We start from the raw sequence: 25,890 nt of genomic DNA on the forward strand, positions 1-25,890 counted from the left end.
GTTTTGTGTGTTCTGTAGTTGTGTCGTGGGCTCTTGCAACGGCCGACCGCGCGCCGTCGGCACCGGCCCGGCCCGGCGGCGCGCGCCCGAGCAGACCCCGACTCCCGAGCAGCCCCCGACTCCCGAGCAGCCCCCGACCCCGAAGGAGACCAAGTGACCCCGGTGCGCACAGTCGGCCTGAACCGCCGAGGCTTCCTCGGCCTCGCGGCGCTCGCCGCGGCCGGCGGCACGGGCGTGCTCACCGCGTGTTCGAGCTCCTCCGGGAGCAAGCGGGTGGCCGATCGGCACCGGGACGGCATCCTGCGGATCGGTGTCGCGTCCGCGCCGAGCAGCCTGAACCCGCTCGACTCCGGCTCGGAGATCACCCGCTGGATCGCCGAGCCGATCATGGAGAGCCTGTACGGCTACGACGCGAAGCTCGCCTCGGTGCCGCTGCTCGCCGACGGCGAACCGCAGATCAGCGAGGACGACCTGGCCTGGACGATCCGATTGCGACAGGGTGTGCTGTGGCACGACGGCAGTGCGTTCACCGCCGACGACGTGGTGGCCACCCTGGCGCACATGCTCGACCTCGCGGCCGGCAGCGAGTGGATCACCTACATGCTCGGCTACCTCTCCCGGTTCGAGAAGGTCGACGAGCACACCGTGCGAATCGTGCTGAGCAAGCCGTACGGTCTGCTGCGCTCGCACCTGACCAACCTGCCGATCACGCACCGCGACTTCGTGGCCCGCAAGGACACGATGATGGGCAGCGGGCCGTACCGGCTGGACAGGTTCGTGGCCGGCCAGAGCTTCACCCTCTCCCGCTTCGACCGCTACCACGGCGGCCAGTACTCCGGCGGCGCCGGGCCCGCTTTCGCCGGCATGGAGTACACCGTCTTCGCCGATGCCAACACGCGCGTGCTGAGCCTGCGGCAGGGCAAGGTCGACCTGATCACCGCGCCGTCCTTCGCCACCTTCGACACGATCCGCAAGGACAAGTCGCTCGCGCTCGTGCTCACCGAGGCGCCGTTGGACGTGCTCAGCTACGTGATGATGAAAAAGGAGCCGTTCGCCGACCCCGACTTCCGCAAGGCGGTTGCGCTGTCGATGGACCGCCAGGGTGTGCTGCAGCGGGTGTACGGCGGCGAGGGCACCATCGGCCAGGGCCCGATCGGGCCCGCCGAACTCGGTTGGGACGCAACGCTCAAGCCGTTCCCGCCCGCACCCGACGTGGCCCAGGCCCGCGCACTGTTGGCCCGGGCGAAGACGACCAAGCGCTCGTTCACCGTGACCATCGGCACCAACCAGGGGATCCGCGACATCGCCCAGGTGCTGGTGGCGGGCTGGAAGCAGGTCGGCCTCGACGTCACCATCGAACAACTCGCGGGCGGGCCGTGGTCGAACAAGTGGCTGTCGCGCGACTACGACATGCTGATGAACACGTTCTCGTCCGGCTTCACCTCGGGCCCGGCGAACTACCTGACGCTCGCGCCGGCCGGCTCCACCAACGTGCTCTCCTGCGGCTATGCCAACCCCGAGGTGGACCGGCTGATCGACACTGTCTGGCAGACCTCGGACAACGCCGAACGGGTGGCCGCGCTCGGCCGGGTGGACCGGCTGCTCGCCGAGGACGCGGTGATCACCCCGCCGGTGTACCCGAAGCTCGCGCTGGCCCAGCGCACCGAACTGTCCCCGCTGGACCCGACGATGTTGCGGATCAGCCGGCTCGACCCACAACACCTGCGGTTCGTGTGATGACGAACGCGAGTGCGGTCCGGGCGCCGCTGCTGCGGGTACGCGATCTGGACGTCGGCTATCGCGGGCCGTTCGGGCCGGTGCCCGCGGTGCGCGGGGTCTCCTTCGACGTGGCGCCCGGTGAGATCCTGGGTCTGGTCGGCGAATCCGGCAGCGGCAAGAGCAGTGTGTGCACCGCGCTGATGGGCCTGCTGCCGGACGGCGCGACGCGCGCGGGCGGCATCGAGTTCCGGGGCGAGGACCTGACCGCGATGCGCGAACGCGACCTGCGCCGGGTGCGCGGACGCAGGCTGGCGCTGGTACCACAACAGCCGATGACCTCGCTCGCCCCGACCACTCCCGTGCTGCGCCAACTGCGCTGGTACCTGGGCGATCGCCTGGACGACGTCGAGGTGCGCGAGACGCTGACCGGGATCGGCCTGGGCCCGGTCCTGGACCGGCCGCGCGACCTGCCCGCCAGCTTCTCCGGCGGTCAGCTCCAGCGGGTGGTGATCGCGATCGCGGCGCTTGCGCACGAGCCCGCGCTGCTGCTCGCCGACGAGCCGACCACGACCCTGGACGCGACCGTGCAGGCCCAGGTGTTGCGCCTGTTGTTGACCCTGCGGGACAAGCTCGGGCTCGCCATGGTCTACGTCTCGCACGACCTCGCGGTGGTGTCCACGATCTGCGACCGGGTCGGTGTGATGTACGGCGGACGGCTGGTGGAGACCGCGCCGGTGCGCGAGCTCTTCGCCGCGCCGCGGCACCCGTACACCCGGGCGCTGATCGGCGCGATGCCCGCGACCACGCCGGCGGACCGGCCGCTGCGTGCCGTCGAGGGCAGCGCGGACGGCGCGAATCTGCTGCCCGGCTGCCCGTTCGCGCCGCGCTGCCCGCACGTTCTGGACGGGTGCCGCGAGCACATGCCCGCCGCGGCGCGGCACGGCGCGAGCGATGTGCGCTGCCACTGGGTGGATCGCGAGGCCGGCCGGTGAGTGCACTGTTGACGGTGGACGGGCTGACCCGCCGGTTCACCCTGCCCGGGCCGTTCGGTCGACGTCGGGCCGAGCCGCGGATCGTGCCCGCCGCCGAGGACGTCTCGTTCGCGGTCGCGGCCGGCGAGGTGCTCGCCGTCGTCGGCGAGTCCGGCTCCGGCAAGACCACGGTCGCCCGGGTGCTCGCGGGTGTGGACACCGCGACGTCGGGCACCGTCGCGGTGGCCGGCCGGGTGTTGTCCGGCGACCGCGCCCCCGCCGATCAGCGGCTGATCCAACTCGTCACGCAGAATCCACGCGCCGCGTTCAATCGGCGTCGCACCTTGCGGCACGCGCTGCATCAGCCGCTGCGCGTGCACGGTCTGGGCGCGGACCGGGCCGAGCGGGACGAGCTGGTACTCGCCATGGTGGAGCGGGTCGGGCTGAGCGCGGATCACCTGGACCGGTTGCCCGGCGAGGTCAGCGGCGGCGAACTCGCCCGCCTGGTGCTCGCCCGGGCCCTGCTGGTGCGTCCGCGGGTGCTGGTCCTGGACGAGTTGACCGCGAGCCTGGACGCGAGTGTCAAGGCGACGGTGGTCAACCTGCTGCTGCGGCTGCGCACCGAGCTCGACCTGGCGATCGTGGTGATCACCCACGAGATCGACATCGCCAGGCGGCTCGCCGATCGCGCGGCGGTGATGTACCTGGGCCGGATCGTCGAGCTGGGCCCGGCCGAGCGGGTGTTGTCGAACCCGCGGCACCCCTACCCGCGGATGTTGCTCGCGAGCGTGCCGGTGCCCGACCCGGAACGGACCGGCCGGGCGAGCGCGGCGGTGCTCGGCGCGGGCATCGTCGGCGAGGTGCCCTCGGCCTCGGCGCCGCCGCCCGGCTGCGCGTACCATCCGCGCTGCCCGTTCGCGACCGAGGTGTGCGCCGGGCACCGCCCGCCGATCGAGTCGCTCGGCGAGGTCGACGTGGCCTGTCACCACCCTCGGTGAACCTCGGACGCCACCAGGATCCGCCGGTCGAAGCCGGCGCCGTCCCGGATGCGCCGACCGTCGCACGAACGGGGTCGACCCGGTCCGCGCATTCGGGTATCGATTCGGTGTACGGCGGCGTGTCGGCGCGCAGCGCTATCCTCCGGGTATTCCGCAAATCCGGAAAGTTGATCAACATTTCGCCGGCCACTCGCTTTATCGACCCCACGTGGTCCATTGCGCACGGATAATCGCCGTACTCCTCATGCGGAAGGCGGAACTCCGCACTACTCCGCAAGGAGGGGATCGGGAGGCGAAACCTCCTCAGATGCCCGGAAACCACCCGGGCACGCCGGACGTCCTGAGTGGTATGGGGATCGTCGGAGGCGTGCGAGAGGTTCGTGGTGATAACAAAAGTGTTTCGTGAAGGAAAAGTCCGGGTGAGCTATGACACGCGTGTTCTCGGTGCTTGATCGATCCGACTTCGATCGGGCAAGCTGAACCGTCAGACCGACCGGGACGGCACGAATTCCTGGCCAACTGTAATGTTGGGAATGTTTTCGGGGGCCCAGGGAGAGATATGGGGAGTGATTCCCGCGGTCTCGAGCGCGCGCCCGGCGCGAGCGGCGACGACACGGCGGGTATCGACGCCGCGGTCATCGACCCGGACGTGGTCATGCGTCAGGCCGGCCACGAGAACTTTCCCGTGGCGATGGGGATCCTGCGCCCCGCTCACCGGCGCCACCTGCTCGCCGTCTACGGCTTCGCCCGCCTGGTGGACGACATCGGCGACGAGGCCGCGGGGGACCGGGTCGCTCAGCTCGACGCCTTCGAAGGCGACCTGCGTCGCGTGTTCACCGGCACCCCCGAGCTGGAGGTGCTGCGCAGGTTGCAACCGAGCGTGCGCGAACTCGACCTGCCGATCGAACCGTTCCTGGACCTGATCGAGGCCAACCGACAGGACCAGGTGGTGCGCCGCTACGCGACGTACGAGGACCTCGCCGCCTACTGCGCGCTGTCCGCGAACCCGGTCGGCCGGCTCGTGCTGCACGTGTTCGGTCGTGCCACCGAGGAACGCGTCGCGCGCTCCGACGAGATCTGCACCGCGCTCCAGATCGTCGAGCACCTCCAGGACGTCGCCGAGGACCTCGAACGCGACCGGATCTACCTCCCCAAGGAGGACCTGGACCGGTTCGGCGTCACCGAGGCGGACCTGGCGGCACCCGCCGCCGCACCCGCGGTGCGGCGACTGATCGCCTACGAGGCACACCGCGCGACGCAGTTGCTGCGCTCCGGCGCACCGCTCGCGCGCACACTGCGAGGGCGCGAGCACCTCGCGATCGCCGGGTTCGTGGCCGGTGGACGAGCGGCCGTGACCGCGATCAAGGACGCCGGTTTCGACGTCCTGGCCCACCGGGCGAAGCCCGGCAAGGCCACCCTGCTGCGCGAGCTGTCCGGCGTACTGGTACGAAAGAGGTAAAAGGGGAACCATGGACGTCGACGCTTCGTATGCGTATTGCGAGCGCCTGACCCGCAATCAGGCACGCAACTTCTACTACGGCATCAGGCTGCTGCCCGAGCCCAAGCGCCTCGCGCTCAGCGCCGTATACGCCTTCGCGCGAGAGATCGACGACATCGGCGACGGCGACCTGCCGGTGGATCGCAAGGTCGCGGAGCTGGCCCGGTTGCGCAAGCAGCTCAAGGACCTGAGCGCGGATCGAGATCCCGTCGCGGTCGCGCTCGCCGATGCCGCGACCCGGTTCCCGATCCCGCTGGCCGCGCTCGACGAACTGATCGACGGCGTCGAGATGGACGTGCGCGAGACCGAGTACGAGACCTTCGACGAGCTGCGGGTCTACTGCCGCTGCGTCGCGGGCACCGTCGGCCGACTCTCGCTGGGCATCTTCGGCTCGCGCGACTCGCTGCACGCGCCCGACCTCGCGGACACCCTCGGCATCGCGCTGCAGATCACCAACATCCTCCGCGACATCAAGGAGGACAAGGACAACGGCCGGGTCTACCTGCCCCGCGAGGACCTGGCCAAGTTCGGCCTCGAGGACGCGTGGCACAAGGACGGGCGGTTCACCCGGAGCGCGGCGTTCGAGGACCTGGTCCGCTTCGAGGGCGCGCGCGCCGAGCAGCTCTTCGAGCGGGGACTGACGCTGCTCCCGCTGCTCGACCGGCGCAGCGCCGCCAGCACGGGCGCGATGGCGGGCATCTACCGCCGACTGCTGACCAGGATCGTGGAGGAGCCCGGCCAGGTGCTGATAGGTCGGCTCTCACTCCCGAACTGGGAGAAGGCCGAGATCGCCACGCGCGCGCTCGCCGGCCTGCCGGTCGGTGCGCACTCGCTGCTGGCGCGCAGGCGGCGGTGAACGTCGATCGATGACCGGCCCGAGGACGGAGCGGCAAGCCGGTCGCAGGGGCCGGTACAGGGATTGATCACGTGGGTACGGAGCAAGGCATGAGCGCACGCATGGTGGTGATCGGGGGCGGTCTGGCGGGCATCACCGCCGCGCTGGCCGCCGCCGACACCGGCGTCGACGTCACCCTGTTGGAGGGCCGGCCCAGGCTGGGCGGCGCGACGTTCTCGCTGCGCCGCGACGACATGTGGCTCGACAACGGGCAGCACGTCTTCCTGCGCTGCTGTACCGAGTACATCTCCTTCCTGGAGCGGATCGGCAGCGCCGACAAGGTCTACCTCCAGCCCCGGATGGACGTCCCGGTGCGCACCCCCTGGGGCACCCGCACCCGGCTGCGCCGCTCCGCCCTGCCCGCGCCACTGCATCTGTCCGCCGCGCTGGCCCGCTACCCGCTGCTGACCATGGCCGGCCGGGCCCGGGTGGGCCTGGCCGCGCTCGCCCTGCGCCGGCTGGACCCGGCCGACCCGGCCCTGGACGACCTCACCTTCGCGGCCTGGCTGGACCGCTTCGGGGTCACCGCCCGCGAACGCGAGGCGATGTGGGACCTGATCGGCATCGCCACGCTCAATCTCCCCGCGACCGAGGCCTCGCTCGGGATGGCCGTCAAGGTCTTCCGTACCGGCGTGCTCGACCGCAACGACGGCGCCGACATCGGTTGGAGCCTGGTCCCGCTCCAGGAACTGCACGGCGACGCCGCGACCCGCGCGCTGGAGCGTGCGGGTGTGCGGGTGCACCTGCGCACCCGGGTGGACACGCTCGACGTCGGCACGGGCGGCTTCTCGATACTCGCCGCCGGCGAGCGGATCGAGGCGGACGCGGTGGTGCTGGCCGTACCGCACTACGACGCGGCCAGGTTGTTGCCCGCGGGCGCTCTGCTCCTGGGCGACATGCCCGCCGATCCGACCCTGCTGACCGGGTTGGGCACCTCGCCGATCGTGAACCTGCACGTGGTCTACGACCGCCCGGTGCTGGACGTCCCGCTCGCTGCGGGCATCGGCAGCCCGGTGCAGTGGATGTTCGACCGCAGTGCCGGTCACGGTCTGGCCGCGGGCCGCTACGTGGCCGTGTCGTTGTCCGCGGCGGGTCGGGAAATCGACCTGACGAGTGCGCAGCTGCGGGATAGGTTCGTCCCGGAGCTGGCTCGTGTGCTGCCCTCGGCCCGGGATGCCCGGGTCGAGCGGTTCGTGGTGACCAAGGAACGCGCCGCGACTTTTCGTCCCGCCCCCGGTTCGGGCCGGCTTCGACCCGGCCCCCGGACCGGGCTCGCCGGTCTCGCCCTGGCCGGGGCGTGGACCGCCACCGGATGGCCCGCGACGATGGAGGGTGCCGTGCGCAGTGGCCTTTCCGCCGCGCGCGAGGCCCTCCCGCATCTCGGCCGCACCCGTGCCATTTCGGAGAGGACGACGCCGCTATGACGCTCGCCGACGCATCGATCGCCCCCGCCGTGCTCGATCGCGCGCGCGAGGCGAGTCGCCCCGCGCTGCGGGTCGCGACGGCCCGACTCGAACCGCCGCTGGCCAGGGTGGCCGCGTATCACATGGGGTGGGCCGACGAGGCCGGTCGCGAGCTACCCGGCAATGGTGGCAAGGCGTTGCGCCCCGCGCTCGCGCTGCTCTCCGCCGAGGCGGTCGGCGCGCCCACCCGCGTGGGCGTGCCCGGCGCCGTGGCGGTCGAACTCGTGCACAACTTCTCGCTGATCCACGACGACCTCATGGACGGCGACGAGGAACGCCGGCATCGGCCCACCGCGTGGAAGGTCTTCGGTCCGGGCCTTGCCGTCCTGGCCGGCGACGGTCTGCTCGTGCTGGCCGAACAGGTCCTGATGGATGCCGACGACGCGGACGGCGATCGGGCCGCCCGCCTGCTCACCGAGGCCACCGCCCGGTTGATCGACGGACAGTCCCAGGACCTGTCCTTCGAGGCCCGTCTCGACGTCACCGTCGACGAGTGCCTGACCATGGCGGGCAACAAGACCGGGGCCCTGCTGGCCTGCGCGTCGGCGATCGGGGCGGCCCTCGCGGGCGCCGACGAGCGCACCGTGCAGACCCTGTACGGCTTCGGGCATCACCTCGGCGTCGCCTTCCAGGCGGTGGACGACCTGCTGGGCATCTGGGGGCGACCCGAGGTGACCGGCAAACCCGCCTGGAACGACCTGCGCCGGCGCAAGAAGTCCGTCCCGGTCGTCGCCGCCCTCTCGAGCGACACGACCGCCGGACGCGAGTTGGCGCGCATCTACACGGACGAGGGACCGCGTAACGAGGAGGGACTCGCCCTGGCCGCCCGCCTGGTCGAGGAGGCGGGCGGACGTGCCCGTACCGAGGCCGAGGCGGCACGGCGCCTGGAGCAGGCCATGGCCTGCCTGGACTCCCTGGATGTTCCGCAAGGTACCTATACGGACCTGACCTCACTCGCGGCCTTCACCACCACTCGGGAGTTGTGAAGAGATGACAGTGACCGTCCAGCCGGGAATCGACGACGTCGACGACGACAGGGTCAAGGGCGCCCTCGACAAGGCCGTCGCCCATCTGATGGAGCTTCAGGACGATGCGGGCTGGTGGAAGGGGGAGTTGGAGACCAACGTCACGATGGACGCGGAGGACCTGCTCTTCCGTGAGTTCCTGGGCATCCGCACCGAGGAGCAGACCGCGGCCGGCGCGCGGTGGATCCGCGCGAACCAGCGCTCGGACGGCACCTGGGCGACCTTCTACGGCGGTCCCGCCGACCTGTCGGTGACCGTCGAAGCCTACGTCGCGCTCAAGCTGGCCGGTGACGACCCGGACGCCAAGCACATGGCGGCCGCGGCCGCCTTCATCCGCGACGGCGGCGGCATCGCCAACACCCGCGTGTTCACCCGGTTCTGGCTGGCCTTCTTCGGATGGTGGTCGTGGGACGACCTGCCGGTGCTCCCGCCGGAGATCATCCACCTGCCCAAGTGGTTCCCGCTCAACGTCTACGACTTCGCCTGCTGGGCCCGGCAGACCATCGTGCCGCTGACCATCGTCAGCTCGATGCGCCCGGTGCGGCCCGCGCCGTTCGACCTCGCCGAGTTGCGCCCCACCGGCGCGGTCGAGGCCCGGCCGACGGCCGACGACCCGTGGTCCAAGCTCTTCCGCGCGCTCGACGCGGTGCTGCACCAGTACCACAAGGCGCCGATCAAGCCCTTCCGGCAGGCGGCCCGGCGCAAGGCCGTGCAGTGGATCGTGCAGCGTCAGGAGGCGGACGGGGGCTGGGGCGGGATTCAGCCGCCGTGGGTCTACTCGCTGATCGCGCTGCGGCTGATGGGTTACCCGCTCAACCACCCGGTGATGGCCCAGGGCATCAAGGGTCTGGACGGGTTCACCATCGTGGACACCGACGAGGACGGCGAGCTGCGCCGCCGTTTCGAGGCGTGCCAGTCGCCGGTGTGGGACACCGGGTTGACGCTGGTCGCCCTGCGGGACGCGGGAGTTCCGGCGTCCGACCCGCGCGTGGTCAAGGCCGCCGGGTGGCTGATGGACGAGGAGATCCGCGAGGTCGGCGACTGGGCGGTGCAGCGGCCGGACCTGGAACCGGGCGGCTGGGCCTTCGAGTTCGCCAACGACTACTACCCGGACACCGACGACACCGCCGAGATCGTGATGGCCCTGCGCTACACCGACCACCCGGACGGGGCGCGCAAGGACGCGGTGCTGGACCGGGCCGAGCGGTGGACGGCCGGGATGCGCAGCAAGGACGGCGGTTGGGGGGCGTTCGACGCGGACAACGTCAGCATCCTGCCGCTCAAGCTGCCGTTCTGTGATTTCGGCGCGGTCACCGACCCGCCCTCGGCCGACGTCACCGCGCACATCGTGGAGATGCTCGCCGACGGTGGTGCCCGCTACAGCTCGTACGTCGCGGACGGCGTCAAGTGGCTGATGGAGCATCAGGAGAGCGACGGCTCCTGGTTCGGCCGCTGGGGTGCGAACTACATCTACGGCACCGGCGCGGTGGTGCCGGCCCTGGTCACGGCCGGTGTCGACCCGCGGCATGCCGCGATCCGACGCGCGGTGCGCTGGTTGCAGAACCGGCAGAATCCGGACGGCGGTTGGGGCGAGGATCTGCGCAGCTACGACCAGCCCCGGGCCTGGTCCGGGCGCGGTGAATCCACCGCGTCGCAGACCGCCTGGGCGCTGCTGGCACTGCATGCGGCGGGCGAGTTCGGCGAGGTCGCGCAGCGCGGGATCGACTGGCTGACCGACCATCAGAACGCGCTGGGCGGGTGGGACGAGCCGCAGTTCACCGGCACCGGCTTCCCCGGCGACTTCTACATCAAGTACCACATGTACCGGCTCGTCTTCCCCGTGATGGCGCTCGGTCGGTATGCCAAGTCGACGGCTGCCGAGGCGACGGCCGTCAGGACGACAGGCTGAACGATGCCCCTGATGGTGGTCACCCCGTTGCGGATCGAGATGCGCGCGGTCGAGGCGGGGCTGATGGGCGCGTTCGACGTACGTGTGGTGCGCGCGGGGATGGGACCGGACAAGGCTCGCGCTCGGGCGCGGGCCTTGTCCGCGCTTCCGCAGGCGGAGTACGGCGCGCTGGCGGTCGCGGGTTTCGCCGCAGGCGTGGGCGCGGGGGTCGAAGCGGGCGATGTGGTGGTCGCCTCCGAGGTGCGCGGTGCGGACGGAACGGTGGTCGAACTGCCCACCTCCGGAGTGCTGTTGGAGTGGATGCACCGGGTCTCGCCCAAGCTGAGGCTGCACCACGGTCCGATCGAGACCGTGGAGAAGCTGGTGACGGGCCGGGGGCGGCAGGCGCTGCGCGAGCGTGGTGCGCTGGCAGCCGACATGGAGTCGGCGTACCTGCTCGCGGCGGCGGGCGACCGGCCGGCCGGGGTGGTCCGGGTGATCACCGACACCCCGGAGCGGGAACTGCTCCGGCCCCGCCTGCTGGTGGACGGGTTCAAGGCGTTCCGCACGTTGCGCCACGCGACCCCGGCCCTGCTTGACTGGGCCAACGACGAGCGAACCAAGTCAGGAGGTACGGCGGGCGATGACGTTCGATCTGGGTGAGACGTACGAGGCGTACGCGGACCGCGGCTTCGAGCTGCACGCGAAGCACCTCAACCCGCAACTCCCGCGCGTGCTGCGGACCATCGGCATGGATCGCAACTACGTCCGGGCCGAGGGACCGTACCTGTACGACGACAAGGGCGATCGATACCTGGACTTCCTGTCCGGGTTCGGCACCTACGGTGTGGGCCGGCACCACCCGGTGGTACGCAAGGCGATGCAGGACGTGATCGCGCTCGATCTGCCGGACATCGTGCACTTCCACACCCCGCCGCTGGCCGCCGCGTTGGCGGACCGGCTGCTGGCCCGGGCGCCGGGGATGGACCGGGTGTACTTCTGCAACAGCGGCACGGAGGCGGTCGAAGCCGCGCTGAAGTTCGCCCGCTTCGCCACCGGGCGGCGCCGGATCGTCTATATCGACCACGCCTTCCACGGCCTGACCACCGGTGCGCTCTCGGTCAACGGCGCGGCCGAGTTCCGCAAGGGCTTCGAGCCGCTGTTGCCGGATGTGGGCATCGCGCTGGGCGATCTGGACGCACTGGCCCGGGAGTTGAAGCGCGGTGACGTCGCGGCGCTGATCATCGAACCGATCCTGGGCAAGGGCGTGCACGCGCCGCCGCCCGGTTGGCTGGCCGCCGCGCAGAAGTTGCTGCGCGAGCACGGCGCGCTGTTGATCGCCGACGAGGTGCAGACCGGGATGGGCCGCACCGGCAGGTTCTTCGCGTACCAATGGGAGGACGGCGTCGAGCCGGACATCGTCACGGTCGCCAAGGCGCTGTCGGGCGGATACGTGCCGATCGGCGCGACGCTGACCCGGGACTGGGTGTTCAAGAAGGTCTATTCGACGATGGACCGCGTGCTCGTGCACGACTGCACGTTCGGCGGCAACAACCAGGCGATGGCGGCGGGTCTGGCCACCCTGGCGGTGCTCGACGACGAGGACCTGATCGGCAACAGCGCGCGGATGGGCGATGCGTTCGTGGCCGGGCTGGCCCCGCTGATCGACAAGTACGAGCTGTTCGCCGAGGTGCGCGGGCGTGGCCTGATGATCGGCCTGGAGTTCGGCAAGCCGCGCTCACTCAAGCTGCGCGCCGGGTGGACGGCGTTGCAGGCGGCCCGGCACGGGTTGTTCGCGCAGATGGTGGTGGTGCCGATGTTCCAGCGGCACCGGGTGCTGACCCAGGTCGCGGGCGACCACATGGACGTGATCAAGCTGCTGCCGCCGTATGTGGTCGGGCCGCAGGACGTGGCGCACTTCGTCGCGGGCTTCGTGGACGTGATGGACGACGCACACAAGGGCACCGGGCTGATGTGGGACTTCGGGCGCACCCTGATCAAGCAGGCGATGACCAACCGCTGACGCGCCGCGCCGGCTATGGCTCGTTCCCCCTGCTGCTGTTAAGTTGATGGAGTCAATCAACTTGATGGTACAGGGGGTTTGCCATGTCCGCTGTCGGGTCCACGGCCGGGCCGGGGGCGATCGATTTGATGATCGGCTTCCCGAGCGCACAGGCCAAGAGCCACTACGACTTCCTCAAGCCGCAACTGCGCGACGCGGAGAGCGGCGAGATGGAGTTCCCCGCCGAGTACATGTTCAAGGGGGTGCCGAATCGGCTGGACGAGGGCGTCGATCCGGTCGAGGTGACGCTCGGCCGAATGGACGCCTGTGGTGTCGAGATGGGCCTGGTCGGCCTGAGTGAGACCGCCCTGCGCGCGATCGCCGAGCACCCGAAGCGCTTTCGGCCCACGCTGGAGGTGGACCCGAACGACATCACCACGACGGTCCGCCGGATCCGGCAGGCGTACGAGGAGCACCGCATCGTCGCGGTGACCACGTTTCCGGCCGGCTGCAATCCGCAGGTACCGGTCAGCGATCGGCGCTACTACCCGATCTACCAGACCTGCATCGACCTGGACCTGCCGATCGTCTCCAACGCGGGCATCGCCGGACCGCGCGTGCCGTCCGCGTGTCAGGACGTCATGCACTTCGATCAAGTCTGTTACGACTTCCCGGAGTTGCGGATCGTGATGCGACACGGCGCGGAGCCGTGGGAGGACCTCGCGGTCAAGCTGATGCTCAAGTGGCCCGGGCTGTACTACATGACGTCGGCGTTCGCGCCGAAGTACTACCCGAAGGCGATCGTCGACTACGCGAACACGCGTGGTGCGGACAAGGTGATGTACGCGGGTTACTACCCGATGGGCCTGTCCCTGGAGCGGATCTTCCGCGAGCTGCCGGACGTGCCGTTCAAGCCCGAGGTACGGGCGAAGTTCCTGCGCGAGAACGCGATGCGGGTGTTCAAGCTGGGCGAGGCGTGAGCACCGTGCCCCTCGAACGTCACACCATCATTTCGGCGGACGGGCACGCCGGTGCCGGGATGGACACCTATCGCGAGTTCCTGGACCCCTCCTGGCGTGCGGAGTTCGACGACTGGCGGGAGCGCTACCGCAATCCGTTCCGGGACCTGCAGGGGGATCGGCGTACCCGCAACTGGGACGACGACCGGCGGATCGCCGAGTTGGCCGCGGACGGGATCGTCGCGGAGGTGGTTTTCCCCAATACGGTGCCGCCGTTCTTCCCGACCGGACAACTGCTCGCCCGTCCGCCGTCGGCGCACTCCTACGCCCGCCGGCTGGCCGGGATCCGGGCGCACAACCGCTGGCTGGCCCAGTGGTGCGGCGGGGCGAACGCGGTGCGCCGGGCCGGGCTGGCCCAGGTGTTCCTGAACAACATCGAGGACGCGGTCACGGAGGCGGTCCGGGCCAAGGAGCACGGCCTCGCGGGCATCCTGATCCCGACCACGCCGCCGGACGTGAGCGGCATCCTGCCGCTGTACGCGCCGGAATGGGACCGCCTCTGGGAGGTGTGCCAGGACCTGGAGTTGGCGGTGGTCAATCACGGCGGATCCGGCAGCCCGGACTACGGTGCCTACCCGGCGTCGACCTTCCTGTGGATCGCCGAGGCGACGCTGTTCTCCCGCCGACCGCTGACCCACATGTTGCTGTCCGGGGCGTTCGCGCGGTTCCCCCGGCTGAAGTTCGCGATCACCGAGCAGGGCGCGGCCTGGATTGCGCCGGTGTTGCGGCAGTTGGACACCTACCACGCGCAGATGGCGACCGGTCGGATCGGGGAACTCAAGTACACCGAGGCCGATCGGTTGCCGGAGCCGCCGAGCGTGTACTTCGCGCGGAACTGCTGGGTGGGCGCGAGTTTCCCGTCGCCCACCGAGGCGCAGGCCCGGCACGAGTTGGGCATCGACCGCTACATGTGGGGTGCGGACTACCCGCACGACGAGGGCACGTATCCGTATACGCGCGAGGCGCTGCGCCGCTCCTTCCACGACGCCTCGCCCAGCGAGCTGCGGGCGATCCTGGCCGGGAACGCGGCGACGCTGTACGGCTTCGACCTGCCCGCCCTGGACGCCCTCGCGGCCGAGGTCGGACCGACCCACGCGGAACTCGCGAAGCCGCTGGGGGACGTCCCGGCGGACAGCAACAGCCCGGCGTTCACCCGGCCCTGAGGGGCCTGCGGGTCGGGCAGCCGCCGGGGCGCATTCGGATGGGTGCGTCGTGGATCGGCTCGATGCCGTTCGTGTTCGTCGGTTTCGGTCAGCGGCCCAGCACGTGACCGCCGCTGACGTTGACGAACTCGGCGGTCATGTAGCCGGCTTCGGGCGAGGCCACGAAGGTGACGGCGGCGGCGATGTCCTCGGCGCGGCCGACCCGCTTGACCAGGGTGCTCTCCGCGCGGCGGGCGTGTTCGGCGGCGTCCTGGACCATGTCGAAGGCGAATTCGGTGTCGGCGATGTAGCCGGGGATGACGATGTTGGCGGTGATGCCGTCGGGGCCGACCCGGGTGGCCAGGCTGTGGTTCCAGGCGTGCACGGCGGCCTTGGCGGCGCCGTAGGCGTTGTTGCCGCGCAGTCCCGCGGTCGAGCCGATGGACACGATCCGGCCGCCGGGGCGGGCCAGGCGGGGGAGCAGGGCCTCGGTGAGCAGCACGGTCGGCAGCACGATGTGGTCGTACATTTGCCGCCAGTGGTCGGCGACGCCGGCCAGGTCGGGTTCGGTGGGCAGGGGCACGCGTTGGCCGGCGTTGTTGACCAGGACATCCACCCGTGCGGGCAGCGACGCGCGGGCCCGCTCGACCGCATGAGGGTCCGTCAGGTCGACGGCGAGCGCGGTGCCGCCGATCTCCTCGGCGACGGCGGCGATCGGTTCGGGTCGCCGCCCGAGCACGGTCACGTGGTCGCCCTGCGCGGCGAACCGGCGTGCGACGGCCCGGCCGATCCCGCTACCCGCTCCGCTGACCACCACGAAACGCCGTGCACTCATGGCTGGTTCGCCCCCTCCGCGTCCGCTGCCGCCGATGTGACGCGATCCTACGAGGGGGGATCGATCATGCTCGGCCCACAACGATGTGATTACGGGCACGTGTGGGATCGTCACGGGCTGGCACGGTGGTCCGGAGTCGTTCGATGGGGGAGACATGCGGTTCCTGGGATACCTGCTGAAGACGCTCGCGCTCGTGTTGGCCGCGATCGTGGCGGTGACCGCGCCGATGGTGTTGGAGGACACCGAGTCCGAGGATCGCACCTTCACCATCGGGTTCCTGGCCGCGCTCGGCCTGGTTGCGGTCGTCGTGGCGGTGTGCGGCTACGCGCTGGGCAACCGGGCCGCGCGCAGGGAGCGGGTGGTCCCCGCCGCGCCGGCGATGTCGTTCCCGCCCGGTCCCGGCGAGACCTGGCACGACCCCGCGCAGTGGGAGCACCTGCCCGATCCGACGCCGGACGTGCCTCATCCGCGGATCTGGCCGGCGCCCCGGCTGCCGAGCGTCCCGGTGCCACCGGATGAGATCCTGCGTCGCCTGTGGCTGGCCCGGGCGCACTCGTGGACCTATCGGGCCAACGCCGCGGGGACCGGGGTGACCTTCGGGGCGACGATGCTCGGCCTGCTGCTCGCGCCGGTCGGTCTGGGGTTGTGGTTCGGCCTGGACACCTGTCTCGGGGACGGGGACGACGCGGAACGGGCGACGGGCCTGGGGGCGATCCTCGGCAGCGCCGTGTTCATGATCCCGGTGGTGTGCTTCGGTCGGGCCATGTGGCGCGACCATCGCGGCTCGTTTCGGCGGCATTATCGCCTCGTTCGGGAGATCGAGGCGCTGGAGGCGGCCGACGCGGGACGCCCCGGCGGCGGGCTGGACCCATGGCGTGCGCCGCGGGGGTTCGTGCCTCCCGGGGCGGTGCTGGAGGAGGTGCTGACCCCCGATCTGGAGCGGGCCGTGGCGGCCTATCCGTGGGCCGCTTCGCCGGCCGTGACGCGGCCCACGTTCGGATCGGTGGACGACCATTGATGGTTGGAGGGGGCCCGACTAGAGTCGCGCAACCGACCGGCCGCACGTGCTCTCTGGAGATCGATCATGGTGGAACAGAAGAACGACGAGTTCATCGAGCCCTCGCCCGAGGAGATCGTCCTCTTCACCAAGGAGCACGTCTCGCAGATGGAGCAGTCGGACGGCGACGACGTCTGGCTCCTCGCCGGCATGAACCACGTGCTGGTCCACACCGTCGGCCGCAAAAGCGGCAAGCTGCACAAGGTCGCGCTCCCGTTCTGGGCGGACGAGAACGGCCACCGCGTCGTGGTCGGCTCCTTCGCGGGCGCGGCAAAGCACCCGTCCTGGTTCGTGAACCTGTCCGACCGCACGGCCAACCCGCAATTGCTCGTGCGGGTGCAGCACGCCACGTACTGGAGCACCGCCGAGATCCTCGAGGGCGACGAGTACACCAAGACGTGGGCCGCGCTCACCGCCGACCGCGAGTACTACAACAACTACCAGACCCGCACCGACCGCCGAATCCCCCTGGTCCGCCTCCCGGAAACCAGCCTGATCGCCCGTCGCGACTGATCGTCCCGCATGCCGACTGCCGGTGAATTCGCCCGAATCTCGGCCGGTGCGGCCTCGGTTCGAGTGGACCGACCGGCGGCTTGCCGGCGTCGTGGATCGGATCAGTCCGTCAGCAGCTTCTTCTGGACCTTGCCCATCGCGTTGCGGGGCAGGTTCTCGACGAAGAGCACGCGCCTGGGTCGTTTGTGCGCGGACAGGCCCGTCGCGACGTGGTCGATGAGCTGACGCTCCGTCACTTCGCCGTCCGGGACCACGAACGCGACGATCTCCTGACCCAGGTCGGGGTGTTCCACGCCGATCACCGCCGCCTCGCTCACCGCCGGGTGCGTCAGCAGGGCACCTTCGACCTCGCCCGCGCCGACCCGGTAGCCGCCGGTCTTGATCAGGTCGGTGCTCGCCCGGCCGACGATTCGGTGCCGGCCGTCGGCGTCGATCACCGCGACGTCACCGGTGCGGAACCAACCGTCCGGGGTCAGGGTCTCGGCGGTCGCGTCGGGACGGTTCAGGTAGCCCTGGAACAGGGTCGGCGAAGCGACCTGCAACTCGCCCACCGTCTCGCCGTCGTGCGCGCACGCCGACCCGTCCTCGCCGACCAGCCGGGTACGTACGCCCGCGATCGGCAGCCCGACGAAGCCGGGTCGGCGCTCGCCGTCCGCCCGGGTGCTGACCGTGATCAGCGTCTCGGTCATCCCGTACCGCTCGATCGGTCGGTGTCCGGTGAGTTCGGCCAGCCGCTCGAACACCGGGACGGGCAGCGGTGCGCTCCCGGACACCAGCAACCGCGCGCCCGACAGTGCGTGCGCCGACTCCGGGTCCTGCGCGATCCGCGACCACACCGTGGGCACGCCGAAGTACAGGCTGCCGCCGGCCTGCGCGTAGGCCGCCGGCGTGGGCCGGCCGGTGTGCAGCACGCGCGAGCCCACCCGCAGCGCGCCGAGTACGCCCAGCACGAGGCCGTGCACATGGAACAGCGGCAGGCCGTGCACGAGCACGTCGTCCGGCGTCCACGCCCACGCCTCGGCGACGCCGTCCAGCCCGGCCGCGATCGCCGTGTGCGGGATCAGCACTCCCTTCGGCGCACCCGTGGTGCCGCTCGTGTACAGGATCAGCGCGGCCGTGTCGGGGTCCGGCTCGGCGTGCGTGCTCGTCGAGCGCGCGGTGAGGTCGATCGGCATGGTGGGCAGCCCGGCGTCCGTCCACGGCCCCGGCGCGAGCAACAGCGCGGCGCCCGAGTCGGACAGGATGTGCGCCCGCTCCAGCGGACCCGAATCCGGCGGCACCGGGACCACCGGGACGCCCGCCACCAGACCCGCCAGCGTGACCACCACGGTGGTCACGCTCGCGTCCGCCCGCACCGCGACGGCCGGCGCACCCGCGATCCGATCCGCCAGCGCCGTCGCCGCACCGAACAACGCCTCGCGCGACATCGCCTCCCCGGCCACCGTGACCGCGTCGGGCCGATCCGGCACGGGACCGTCAAGCGAGACGAGAGCAGACACGAACCGACCTCCAGCCACGACAACCGACCCACCGATGCTATTGCGCCCCACTCCACCCCGGTCACATTCACCCGAACCCACGACCCCACCCGCCCCGCCTTGCCCGAGCCGCGGTCCCGCCCCGGACACCCGCGCGGCACGGATCGCCGGCAGCGATCGCTGCGGGCCCCGCTTCGGGGACAAGGGTTTCTCGGCGACAAGTGGGCGGTGGACCCATAGCGTTGGGGTGGGGAACCGGTTGCGGGGTCGGGCCGTCCCAGGGGCAGGACATTCGGGTGAGCAAGGAGTGGTTGTGCGTCGAAATCGCGCGAACGGGAGCAGGGTCGCGGCCGCGGCGGCGGTGTGCGTTTCGCTCGGTGTGCTGACCGCGTGCGGCAACGGGCAGAGTCCGCTGTCCACCATCGAGAAGACGTCACCTACCGCTCCGGCGACCGCGGGCGCGGGGTCCGGGCTGGACGAGAGCGTCCGCAACGAGGACCTCGACGTCGGCGAACTGGTGCGCCGGGCCAAGCAGTCCGCCGCCCGGATCAAGACCGTGCACGTGGTGGCGGACATCGTCTCCGACGGCAAGGTGGTCAAGCTCGACCTGCGGGTGGACCGCAACAGCGAGGACTTCCAGGGCACCATCGAACAGAACGGCGTCAAGCTGGAGGCGCGCCGGGTCCGGTCGGCGATGTACATCCGGGGCGACGAACAGGCGTTCCGCTCACTGGTGGGCACCGTGGACGGCGAGATGGCCGCCAAGCTGCTCGCCGGGAAGTGGCTCAAGGGCGACGTGAACAGCGAGAAGCTGCGCGGCGTGCGCAACATCACCACCGTCGCCGACCCGGGCGCGGCGCTGAAGAACTTCCCCGAGGACGGCGTCAAGCTGCCCACCGAGACGATCAACAACCGCAAGATGATCCCGCTCACCGGCCCGCCCGGGGACGACGACGGCAAGATCTACATCGAGGCCCAGGGCGGCAAGCCGTATCCGGTCCTGATCGTGTCGAAGGACACCGACAACAGCGGTTCGGTCAGCTACGGCGACTTCGACGTGCCGGTCAAGGTGAGCGCGCCGCCGGCCGCCGAGGTGATCGACATCCCCGATCGCTCGACCTCGTCGAGCACGCCCCGCCCCGGCAGCACCGCCTGACCCCGCGTCACCACGGTGACCGTGACCCGGATCGGCCCCCGACCTCCGGGTCCGAGCCCCGCGCCGATCCGCTCGCCCTAGGATGCTCTCCATCCACGCGCCGCGTTCGTAGACGGGGCGCGCAATCGGGGAACCACCGCGGAGGGGAGTTGCGATGACGGTCGTTCTCGCACAGGGGGAGCGCGTCACCATCGGCAAGGGCGAGGCCGGTTCGGTCGCCCGGGTACGGATGGGACTGGGCTGGGACCCGATCAAGCACGAGGGGCTGCGGCCGGGTCTGCACGCGCTCACCGGCGTCGACCTGGACGCGTCGTGTCTGCTGTTCGACGCCGATCACCGCCTCGTGGACACGGTGTGGCCCAGGCAGCTGGTGTCCAAGGACGGCGCGGTCACGCACACCGGGGACAACACCACCGGTGCCGGCGAGGGTGACGACGAGTCGATCATCGTGGACCTCGCCGCGCTGCCGCTGCGCATCACGGCGCTGGTCTTCACGGTCAGCGCGTTCTCCAGCGACGACTTCTCCCGGGTCGCCAACGCGTTCTGCCGGCTGGTGGACGAGAGCGACGAGAGCGAACTCGTGCGCTACGAACTCTCCACCGCCGACTCGCACGACAACGCGCAGATCATGGTCAAGCTGGTCCGCGGCGCCGACGGGTGGGTGCTCACCGCGATCGGCCAACCGGCCAAGGGCAACACGGTCAACGACCTGCTGCCCGCGGTGCAGAAGTACCTGTAGCCGACTCGGCGACCACGCCGCCGCGCCCCGGGCGACACCAGGATCTCCCCGGGCGCGGCGGCGGACCGGGCGGGGTCCTCGATCCCGCGTCGGTCGCTCGGCGGCACGTCGAAGACCTGCCCTACGCCGCGGCGACGAACCCGCGCTCGTGCGCGTAGTCCGCCAGCGCTGCGCGCAGCCGACGCCGGCCCCGATGCAGCCGCGACATCACCGTGCCGAGCGGGACGTCCATGAACGCTGCGATCTCCTTGTACGGATAGCCCTCCACGTCCGCCAGATACACCGCGGTCCGAAACTCCTCGGGCAGCGCGCGCAACGCGGCCACCACTTGCGAGTCGGGCAGGTGGTCCAGCGCCTCGGTCTCCGCCGACCGCAGCCCGGTCGACTCGTGCGTTCCGGCCCGATACAGCTGCCAGTCGTCGATCTCCTGCACGGCCGACGCCACCGGCTGCCGCTGCTTCCTGCGGTAGGAGGTGATGAAGGTGTTGGTGAGGATCCGGTACAGCCAGGCCTTCAGATTGGTTCCGTCCCGGTACTGGTGGAAGGACGCGTACGCCTTCGTGAACGTCTCCTGGACCAGATCCTCCGCGTCCGAGGCGTTGCGGGTCATCCGCAGCGCGGCCGGGTAGAGCGGGTCCAGAAACGGCACGGCGTCGCGTTCGAAGCGGTCTTGCCGCAGTCCCGGGGTGGTCAGGAGATCAGTCAAGTCGTCGCTCCCGATACGCAAGGTACGGACCCGTCGGCGCCTGTCCGTCCCCACCGCGCCGAGGGTGTGAAACTCCCCTGCCCAACATGTGCCCGCCGACGCGGGAAACAGCCGGGCCATCGGTCCTTCGTTGTCGGGAATACCGATTCCGTGCGCGATCCGCGCCGCCGCCCGCCCGCATTCGACGGCCGGTGGTGACGGAGCGTCGGATTCCTTCACCCCAGGGTGAGTATCGGTGTTCCCGGGACCGGCCCGGCGTCCTATCCTCGGGTCATGGGCGAGTCACAGCTTCGCCACCGCCAGCTTGGCCAGCGTGACGAGCTGGTCCTTGCTCGGCGGCGGATCGCCGCCGCCCGCGTTGAGCGAGAACACCGCCGTCTCGTCACCTCGACGGACCGCGACCACCAGGACGCCGCCGATCGTGTCGGGCTGGACGTACACCGCGGCGTCGCCCAGACCCGGGACCTTCTCGGTACGGGTGTCGCCCAGCGTGCCCAGGTAGGCGTCGAGCGCCTTGTCCACGCCGCCCGCTGTCTTCGACCGGGTCGCGATCGTGCTGATCACCGGAGCACCATCGGCCGCCGCGTAGTCGCAGCCCAGCGGGTTCTGCGCGGCTCGCAGTCCCGCCGTCGCCAGCGCCTGCGAAACCTGGTCGGCGGTGAGCACCGCGCACGCGTCGACCGGGTGCAGATCCCCGCCCGCACCGCCGCCGCCCGCAGTCGGGCTCGGGCTCTTGTCACCGTTCGCCTTCGTGCTCCCGCCGCCACCGTCGTCGCACGCGGCCATCGGCAGCACGATGGCCGCGACCGCGACCACCACGCCCATCCGAACCCTCACGGTTGTCCCCATTTCCCGGTTTCGCTCCGGGGCGTTCCCCGGCCCCGGCATGATCCGACATTTCCCGGCCCGCCGTGCGGTCCTGCCCAAATCGTCCCGGCTCGCGCCCCGCGCGACAATGCCGCCGCGTCTCGCCATGCGGGCTGCGATCAAGCTCACACCACCCCCGGCGAACCTGGAATTCGCAGGTGAGGCCCACATCCGGACCCGCCCCGATGTGCCCGGCATGTGGACCGGGTCTGCGGGGCACCTGCACACGTGTCCTAAAGTCACGCAGGTTCGACCCTGATGCCGCCGCCCCACCCAGGGCACGGCACCCTGTCGTCCCGAGGCACCCGTCCGATTTCCCCCGCACCCGGACACCCCGGGCAAGGAGGTACGTAGCTCGTGATCCGTAAGCTGTTGGTGGCCAACCGAGGCGAAATCGCCGTGCGCGCCCTGCGCGCCGCCACCGAGCTCGACATCACCACGGTCGCCGTCTACGCGTACGAGGACCGGCACTCCCTGCATCGCCAGAAAGCGGACGAGAGCTACGAGATCGGGGAGCGGGGTCACCCGCTGCGCGCCTACCTCGACGTGGACACCATCGTCGGAGCGGCGATCGCGTGCGGCGCCGACGCGATCTACCCCGGCTACGGCTTCCTTTCCGAGAACCCGCTGCTCGCCGAGGCGTGCGAGGCCAACGGGATCACCTTCGTCGGCCCCTCGGCCGACGTGCTCTCGCTCGCGGGCAACAAGGTGCGCGCGCTGGAGGCCGCGAAGGGCGCCGGGCTGCCGACGCTGCAGACCGCGCCGCCGCAGGACGATGTGGACGCGCTGGTGACCGCCGCGGACGCGATCGGCTTCCCGATCTTCGTCAAGGCCGCCGCCGGTGGCGGTGGCCGAGGGCTGCGCAAGGTGGACCGGCGCGAGGACCTGCGCTCCTCGATCGAGACCGCGATGCGCGAGGCGCAGACCGCCTTCGGCGACCCGACGGTCTTCCTGGAGGAGGCGGTGATCCGCCCGCGTCACATCGAGGTGCAGATCCTCGCCGGCGCCGACGGCGGTGTGGTGCACCTGTACGAGCGGGACTGCTCGATGCAGCGGCGGCATCAAAAGGTCGTCGAGATCGCCCCCGCGCCCAACCTCGACCCCGAGCTGCGGGACCGGATCTGCGCCGACGCGGTGCGCTTCGCCGAGGCGGTGGGCTACCGCAACGCGGGCACCGTGGAGTTCCTGCTCGACGAGCGCGGCCGGTACGTGTTCATCGAGATGAACCCGCGCATCCAGGTCGAGCACACGGTCACCGAGGAGATCACCGGCATCGACCTGGTCCAGGCCCAACTGCGGGTCGCCGCCGGCGCGAACCTGGCCGACCTGGGCCTGGTACAGAGCGAAATCCGGATCCAGGGCGCGGCCCTGCAGTGCCGGATCACCACCGAGGACCCCGCAGCCGACTTCCGCCCGGACACCGGCACGGTGTCCGCCTACCGCTCGCCGGGCGGCGCGGGCGTGCGTCTGGACGGCGGCACCTACACCGGTGCCGAGGTGTTGCCCTACTTCGACTCGATGCTGGTCAAGCTGACCTGCCGGGGTCGGACCTTCGGCGACGCGGTCAACCGGGCCCGGCGCGCGGTGGCCGAGTTCCGCATCCGCGGCGTCGCGACCAACATCCCCTTCCTCCAGGCCTTGCTCGACGACCCGGCCTTCCGCGACGGCCGGATCACCACGTCGTTCATCGACGAGCACCCCGAGCTGGTCCGCTCCCGTCCCGGCGCCGACCGCGGCACCCGCCTGCTCGCCTACCTGGCCGACGTCACGGTCAACCGCCCGTACGGCCCGACTCCGAGCATCGCCGTCCCGCGCACCAAGCTGCCCGAGTTGCCCACCGGCGACCTGCCGCAGGGCGGCCGGGACCGGCTGCTCGAACTGGGCGCGACCGGCTTCGCCCGGGCGTTGCGTGAGCAGAGCGCGCTGGCGGTCACCGACACCACCTTCCGCGACGCGCACCAATCGCTGCTGGCCACCCGGGTACGCACCTACGACCTCGCCGCCGCGGCCCCCTACATCGCGCGGATGACGCCCGAACTGCTCAGCGTCGAGGCCTGGGGAGGGGCGACCTACGACGTCGCGCTGCGCTTCCTCAAGGAGGACCCGTGGCACCGCCTGGCGGTGCTGCGCGAGGGCATGCCCAACGTCAACCTCCAGATGTTGCTGCGCGGTCGCAACACCGTCGGGTACACGCCGTACCCGGACAAGGTGTGCGTGAAGTTCGTCGAGGAGGCCGCTCGCACCGGCATCGACGTGTTCCGGATCTTCGACGCGCTCAACGACATCGAGGCGATGCGTCCGGCGATCGAGGCCACGCTGGGCACGCACGCGATCGCCGAGGGCACGCTGTGCTACACCGGCGACCTGTCCAACCCGGCCGAGAAGTTGTACACGCTGGACTACTACCTGCGGCTCGCCGAGCAACTGGTCGAGGCCGGTGTGCACGTGCTGTGCGTCAAGGACATGGCCGGGCTGCTCCGGGCGCCCGCCGCCCGCACGCTGGTCGGGGCGCTGCGCGAGCGCTTCGACCTTCCGGTGCACCTGCACACGCACGACACCGCGGGTGGTCAGCTGGCCACCTACCTCGCCGCCGTCGAGGCCGGCGTCGACGCGATCGACGGCGCCTCCGCCGCGCTGGCGGGCACCACGAGCCAGCCGCCCCTGTCCGCGATCGTGGCCGCGACCGACTACACCGAGCGGGCCACCGGCCTGTCCCTGGACGCGCTGTGCGCCCTGGAGCCCTACTGGGCGGCGGTCCGCGAGGCGTACGCGCCGTTCGAGTCCGGCCTGCCCGCGCCCACCGGCCGGGTCTATCGACACGAGATCCCCGGCGGCCAGCTGTCCAACCTGCGCCAGCAGGCGATCGCGCTGGGCCTGGGCCACAAGTTCGAGGACATCGAGGACGCGTACGCGGCCTCGAACCGGATCCTGGGCAACATCGTCAAGGTCACCCCGTCCAGCAAGGTGGTCGGCGACCTGGCCCTGCACCTGAGCGCGGTGGGCGCCGACCCGGCCAAGTTCGAGGCCGACCCGGGCGCGTTCGACGTGCCGGACTCGGTGATCGGCTTCCTCCAGGGCGAGCTGGGCACCCCGCCCGGCGGCTGGCCCGAGCCGTTCCGCACCCGGGCGCTCGCGGGTCGCACCGCGAGCTCGACCCGCACCGTGGAACTGACCGCGGAGCAGGACGCCGCGCTGGACGGCGACGAACTGCGCGACACGCTCAACCGGCTGCTGTTCCCGGGCCCGGCCAAGGACTACGACGAGGCCGAGCGGTTGTACGGCGACGTCTCCGCGGTGCCGACCGTGCCGTTCCTGTACGGCCTGGTCCAGGGCGAGGAACTGGCCATCGAGTTGTCCACGGGTGTGTCGCTCTACCTCGCGGTGGAGGCGGTCGGCGACGCGGACGAGCGCGGCTTCCGCACCGTTTACTGCCGGATGAACGGCCAGCCGCGGGTGCTTTCGGTGCGCGACCGCTCGGTCAAGCCGGCTCGTCCGGAGAGCGAGCGGGCCAACCCGGACAACCCGAAGCACGTGGCCGCGCCGTTCAGCGGTGTGGTCACCCTGCAGGTGGCCGTGGGCGACGAGGTCGAGGCCGGCGGCACGGTGGCGACGATCGAGGCGATGAAGATGGAGGCGTCGATCACGGCGCAGAGCGCGGGTACCGTGGCCCGGTTGGCGATCGGCCCGGTGTCCTCGGTCGAGGCCGGCGACCTGCTGCTCGAACTGGGCTGACCGGCCCGACCCGGGTGGCCCCGGATCGAAGTCGATCGAATTCCGTACCAACTCGATCGTTTTCTCGATCGGCTCGCACCATACGAACCACCATCCGAGCATTCGGGTGGTGGTTCGTGGCTTTTCCGGACACGTATGGCAGACGTTTGATGACTCGATGCCCGTTTTCATTGCGCCGTATGGGCTG

21 protein-coding genes are annotated in these 25,890 nt (G+C 70.8%); 17 read left to right on the forward strand and 4 right to left on the reverse strand.

All coding sequences use genetic code 11. The features are described from left to right. Positions 1 to 153: 153 nt before the first annotated feature. From ABZS54_RS29160 to ABZS54_RS29215, 12 genes are all read left to right on the forward strand, one after another. Positions 154 to 1,737, forward strand: coding sequence for an ABC transporter substrate-binding protein (locus tag ABZS54_RS29160; protein WP_355542461.1), 1,584 nt, complete (start codon positions 154 to 156; stop codon positions 1,735 to 1,737). Beyond that, complete coding sequence (locus tag ABZS54_RS29165) at positions 1,737 to 2,711, forward strand: ABC transporter ATP-binding protein (protein WP_355542464.1); 975 nt, start codon at positions 1,737 to 1,739, stop codon at positions 2,709 to 2,711. Before ABZS54_RS29160 ends, ABZS54_RS29165 begins: the two co-directional genes overlap by 1 nt. Next, the gene (locus tag ABZS54_RS29170) at positions 2,708 to 3,688 is read left to right on the forward strand and encodes an ABC transporter ATP-binding protein (RefSeq protein ID WP_355542467.1); all 981 of its coding nucleotides are present in this window, start codon (positions 2,708 to 2,710) and stop codon (positions 3,686 to 3,688) included. The genes ABZS54_RS29165 and ABZS54_RS29170 overlap by 4 nt, the downstream gene beginning before the upstream one ends. 655 nt (positions 3,689 to 4,343) lie before the next feature. Then, positions 4,344 to 5,147: a squalene synthase HpnC gene (hpnC, locus tag ABZS54_RS29175; RefSeq protein WP_355542526.1), complete on the forward strand. Its 804-nt coding sequence runs from the start codon at positions 4,344 to 4,346 to the stop codon at positions 5,145 to 5,147. Between the two features lie 10 nt (positions 5,148 to 5,157). Further along, a complete protein-coding gene (gene hpnD / locus ABZS54_RS29180; protein WP_355542470.1) occupies positions 5,158 to 6,042 on the forward strand; it encodes a presqualene diphosphate synthase HpnD in 885 nt (294 codons plus the stop codon). A gap of 89 nt (positions 6,043 to 6,131) precedes the next feature. Further along, a complete protein-coding gene (gene hpnE, locus ABZS54_RS29185; RefSeq protein WP_355542473.1) occupies positions 6,132 to 7,505 on the forward strand; it encodes a hydroxysqualene dehydroxylase HpnE in 1,374 nt (457 codons plus the stop codon). Next, entirely contained in the window at positions 7,502 to 8,530 is a 1,029-nt protein-coding gene (locus ABZS54_RS29190) for a polyprenyl synthetase family protein (protein WP_355542476.1), read from the forward strand. The genes hpnE and ABZS54_RS29190 overlap by 4 nt, the downstream gene beginning before the upstream one ends. 4 nt (positions 8,531 to 8,534) lie before the next feature. After that, complete coding sequence (gene shc, locus ABZS54_RS29195) at positions 8,535 to 10,478, forward strand: squalene--hopene cyclase (protein WP_355542479.1); 1,944 nt, start codon at positions 8,535 to 8,537, stop codon at positions 10,476 to 10,478. A gap of 12 nt (positions 10,479 to 10,490) precedes the next feature. Beyond that, complete coding sequence (locus ABZS54_RS29200) at positions 10,491 to 11,120, forward strand: 1-hydroxy-2-methyl-2-butenyl 4-diphosphate reductase (protein ID WP_355542482.1); 630 nt, start codon at positions 10,491 to 10,493, stop codon at positions 11,118 to 11,120. Next, positions 11,101 to 12,480, forward strand: a complete 1,380-nt coding sequence (locus ABZS54_RS29205; RefSeq protein WP_355542485.1) for an aspartate aminotransferase family protein — start codon at positions 11,101 to 11,103, stop codon at positions 12,478 to 12,480. The genes ABZS54_RS29200 and ABZS54_RS29205 overlap by 20 nt, the downstream gene beginning before the upstream one ends. Positions 12,481 to 12,563: 83 nt before the next feature. Next, positions 12,564 to 13,439, forward strand: coding sequence for an amidohydrolase family protein (locus tag ABZS54_RS29210; protein WP_355542488.1), 876 nt, complete (start codon positions 12,564 to 12,566; stop codon positions 13,437 to 13,439). Next, on the forward strand, positions 13,436 to 14,641 hold the full coding sequence (locus ABZS54_RS29215; protein WP_355542491.1) for an amidohydrolase family protein: 1,206 nt from the start codon (positions 13,436 to 13,438) through the stop codon (positions 14,639 to 14,641). Before ABZS54_RS29210 ends, ABZS54_RS29215 begins: the two co-directional genes overlap by 4 nt. An 88-nt stretch (positions 14,642 to 14,729) precedes the next feature. On the opposite strand, the gene ABZS54_RS29220 is transcribed toward ABZS54_RS29215, so the two are convergent. Beyond that, positions 14,730 to 15,455, reverse strand: coding sequence for an SDR family oxidoreductase (locus ABZS54_RS29220; RefSeq protein ID WP_355542494.1), 726 nt, complete (start codon positions 15,453 to 15,455; stop codon positions 14,730 to 14,732). A gap of 154 nt (positions 15,456 to 15,609) precedes the next feature. Between ABZS54_RS29220 and ABZS54_RS29225 the strand changes: the two genes are divergently transcribed. Continuing rightward, positions 15,610 to 16,473, forward strand: a complete 864-nt coding sequence (locus ABZS54_RS29225; protein ID WP_355542497.1) for a hypothetical protein — start codon at positions 15,610 to 15,612, stop codon at positions 16,471 to 16,473. Between the two features lie 66 nt (positions 16,474 to 16,539). Further along, positions 16,540 to 17,025, forward strand: coding sequence for a nitroreductase/quinone reductase family protein (locus ABZS54_RS29230; protein WP_020555316.1), 486 nt, complete (start codon positions 16,540 to 16,542; stop codon positions 17,023 to 17,025). A gap of 101 nt (positions 17,026 to 17,126) precedes the next feature. On the opposite strand, the gene ABZS54_RS29235 is transcribed toward ABZS54_RS29230, so the two are convergent. Beyond that, positions 17,127 to 18,524, reverse strand: a complete 1,398-nt coding sequence (locus ABZS54_RS29235) for an acyl-CoA synthetase (RefSeq protein WP_355542500.1) — start codon at positions 18,522 to 18,524, stop codon at positions 17,127 to 17,129. 292 nt (positions 18,525 to 18,816) lie between these two features. Here ABZS54_RS29235 and ABZS54_RS29240 point away from each other — a divergent pair, with 292 nt between their 5' ends. Together ABZS54_RS29240 and ABZS54_RS29245 are read left to right on the forward strand one after the other, a co-directional pair. Beyond that, positions 18,817 to 19,659, forward strand: a complete 843-nt coding sequence (locus tag ABZS54_RS29240; protein ID WP_355542503.1) for a hypothetical protein — start codon at positions 18,817 to 18,819, stop codon at positions 19,657 to 19,659. A gap of 154 nt (positions 19,660 to 19,813) precedes the next feature. Continuing rightward, positions 19,814 to 20,398 carry a TerD family protein gene (locus tag ABZS54_RS29245; protein WP_355542506.1) on the forward strand — a complete coding sequence of 195 codons (585 nt, stop codon included), beginning with the start codon at positions 19,814 to 19,816 and terminating at the stop codon, positions 20,396 to 20,398. A gap of 121 nt (positions 20,399 to 20,519) precedes the next feature. Here the strand turns inward: ABZS54_RS29245 and ABZS54_RS29250 are convergent, their stop codons facing one another. Continuing rightward, entirely contained in the window at positions 20,520 to 21,224 is a 705-nt protein-coding gene (locus tag ABZS54_RS29250; RefSeq protein WP_355542529.1) for a sigma-70 family RNA polymerase sigma factor, read from the reverse strand. A gap of 162 nt (positions 21,225 to 21,386) precedes the next feature. Then, positions 21,387 to 21,941: a hypothetical protein gene (locus tag ABZS54_RS29255; RefSeq protein ID WP_355542508.1), complete on the reverse strand. Its 555-nt coding sequence runs from the start codon at positions 21,939 to 21,941 to the stop codon at positions 21,387 to 21,389. Positions 21,942 to 22,328: 387 nt separating this feature from the next. Here ABZS54_RS29255 and ABZS54_RS29260 point away from each other — a divergent pair, with 387 nt between their 5' ends. Further along, positions 22,329 to 25,703, forward strand: coding sequence for a pyruvate carboxylase (locus tag ABZS54_RS29260; RefSeq protein WP_355542511.1), 3,375 nt, complete (start codon positions 22,329 to 22,331; stop codon positions 25,701 to 25,703). The last annotated feature ends 187 nt before the right edge of the window (positions 25,704 to 25,890 follow it).

The organism is Embleya sp. NPDC005575 (assembly GCF_040605455.1).
In the GTDB taxonomy this organism is placed as follows: domain Bacteria; phylum Actinomycetota; class Actinomycetes; order Streptomycetales; family Streptomycetaceae; genus Embleya.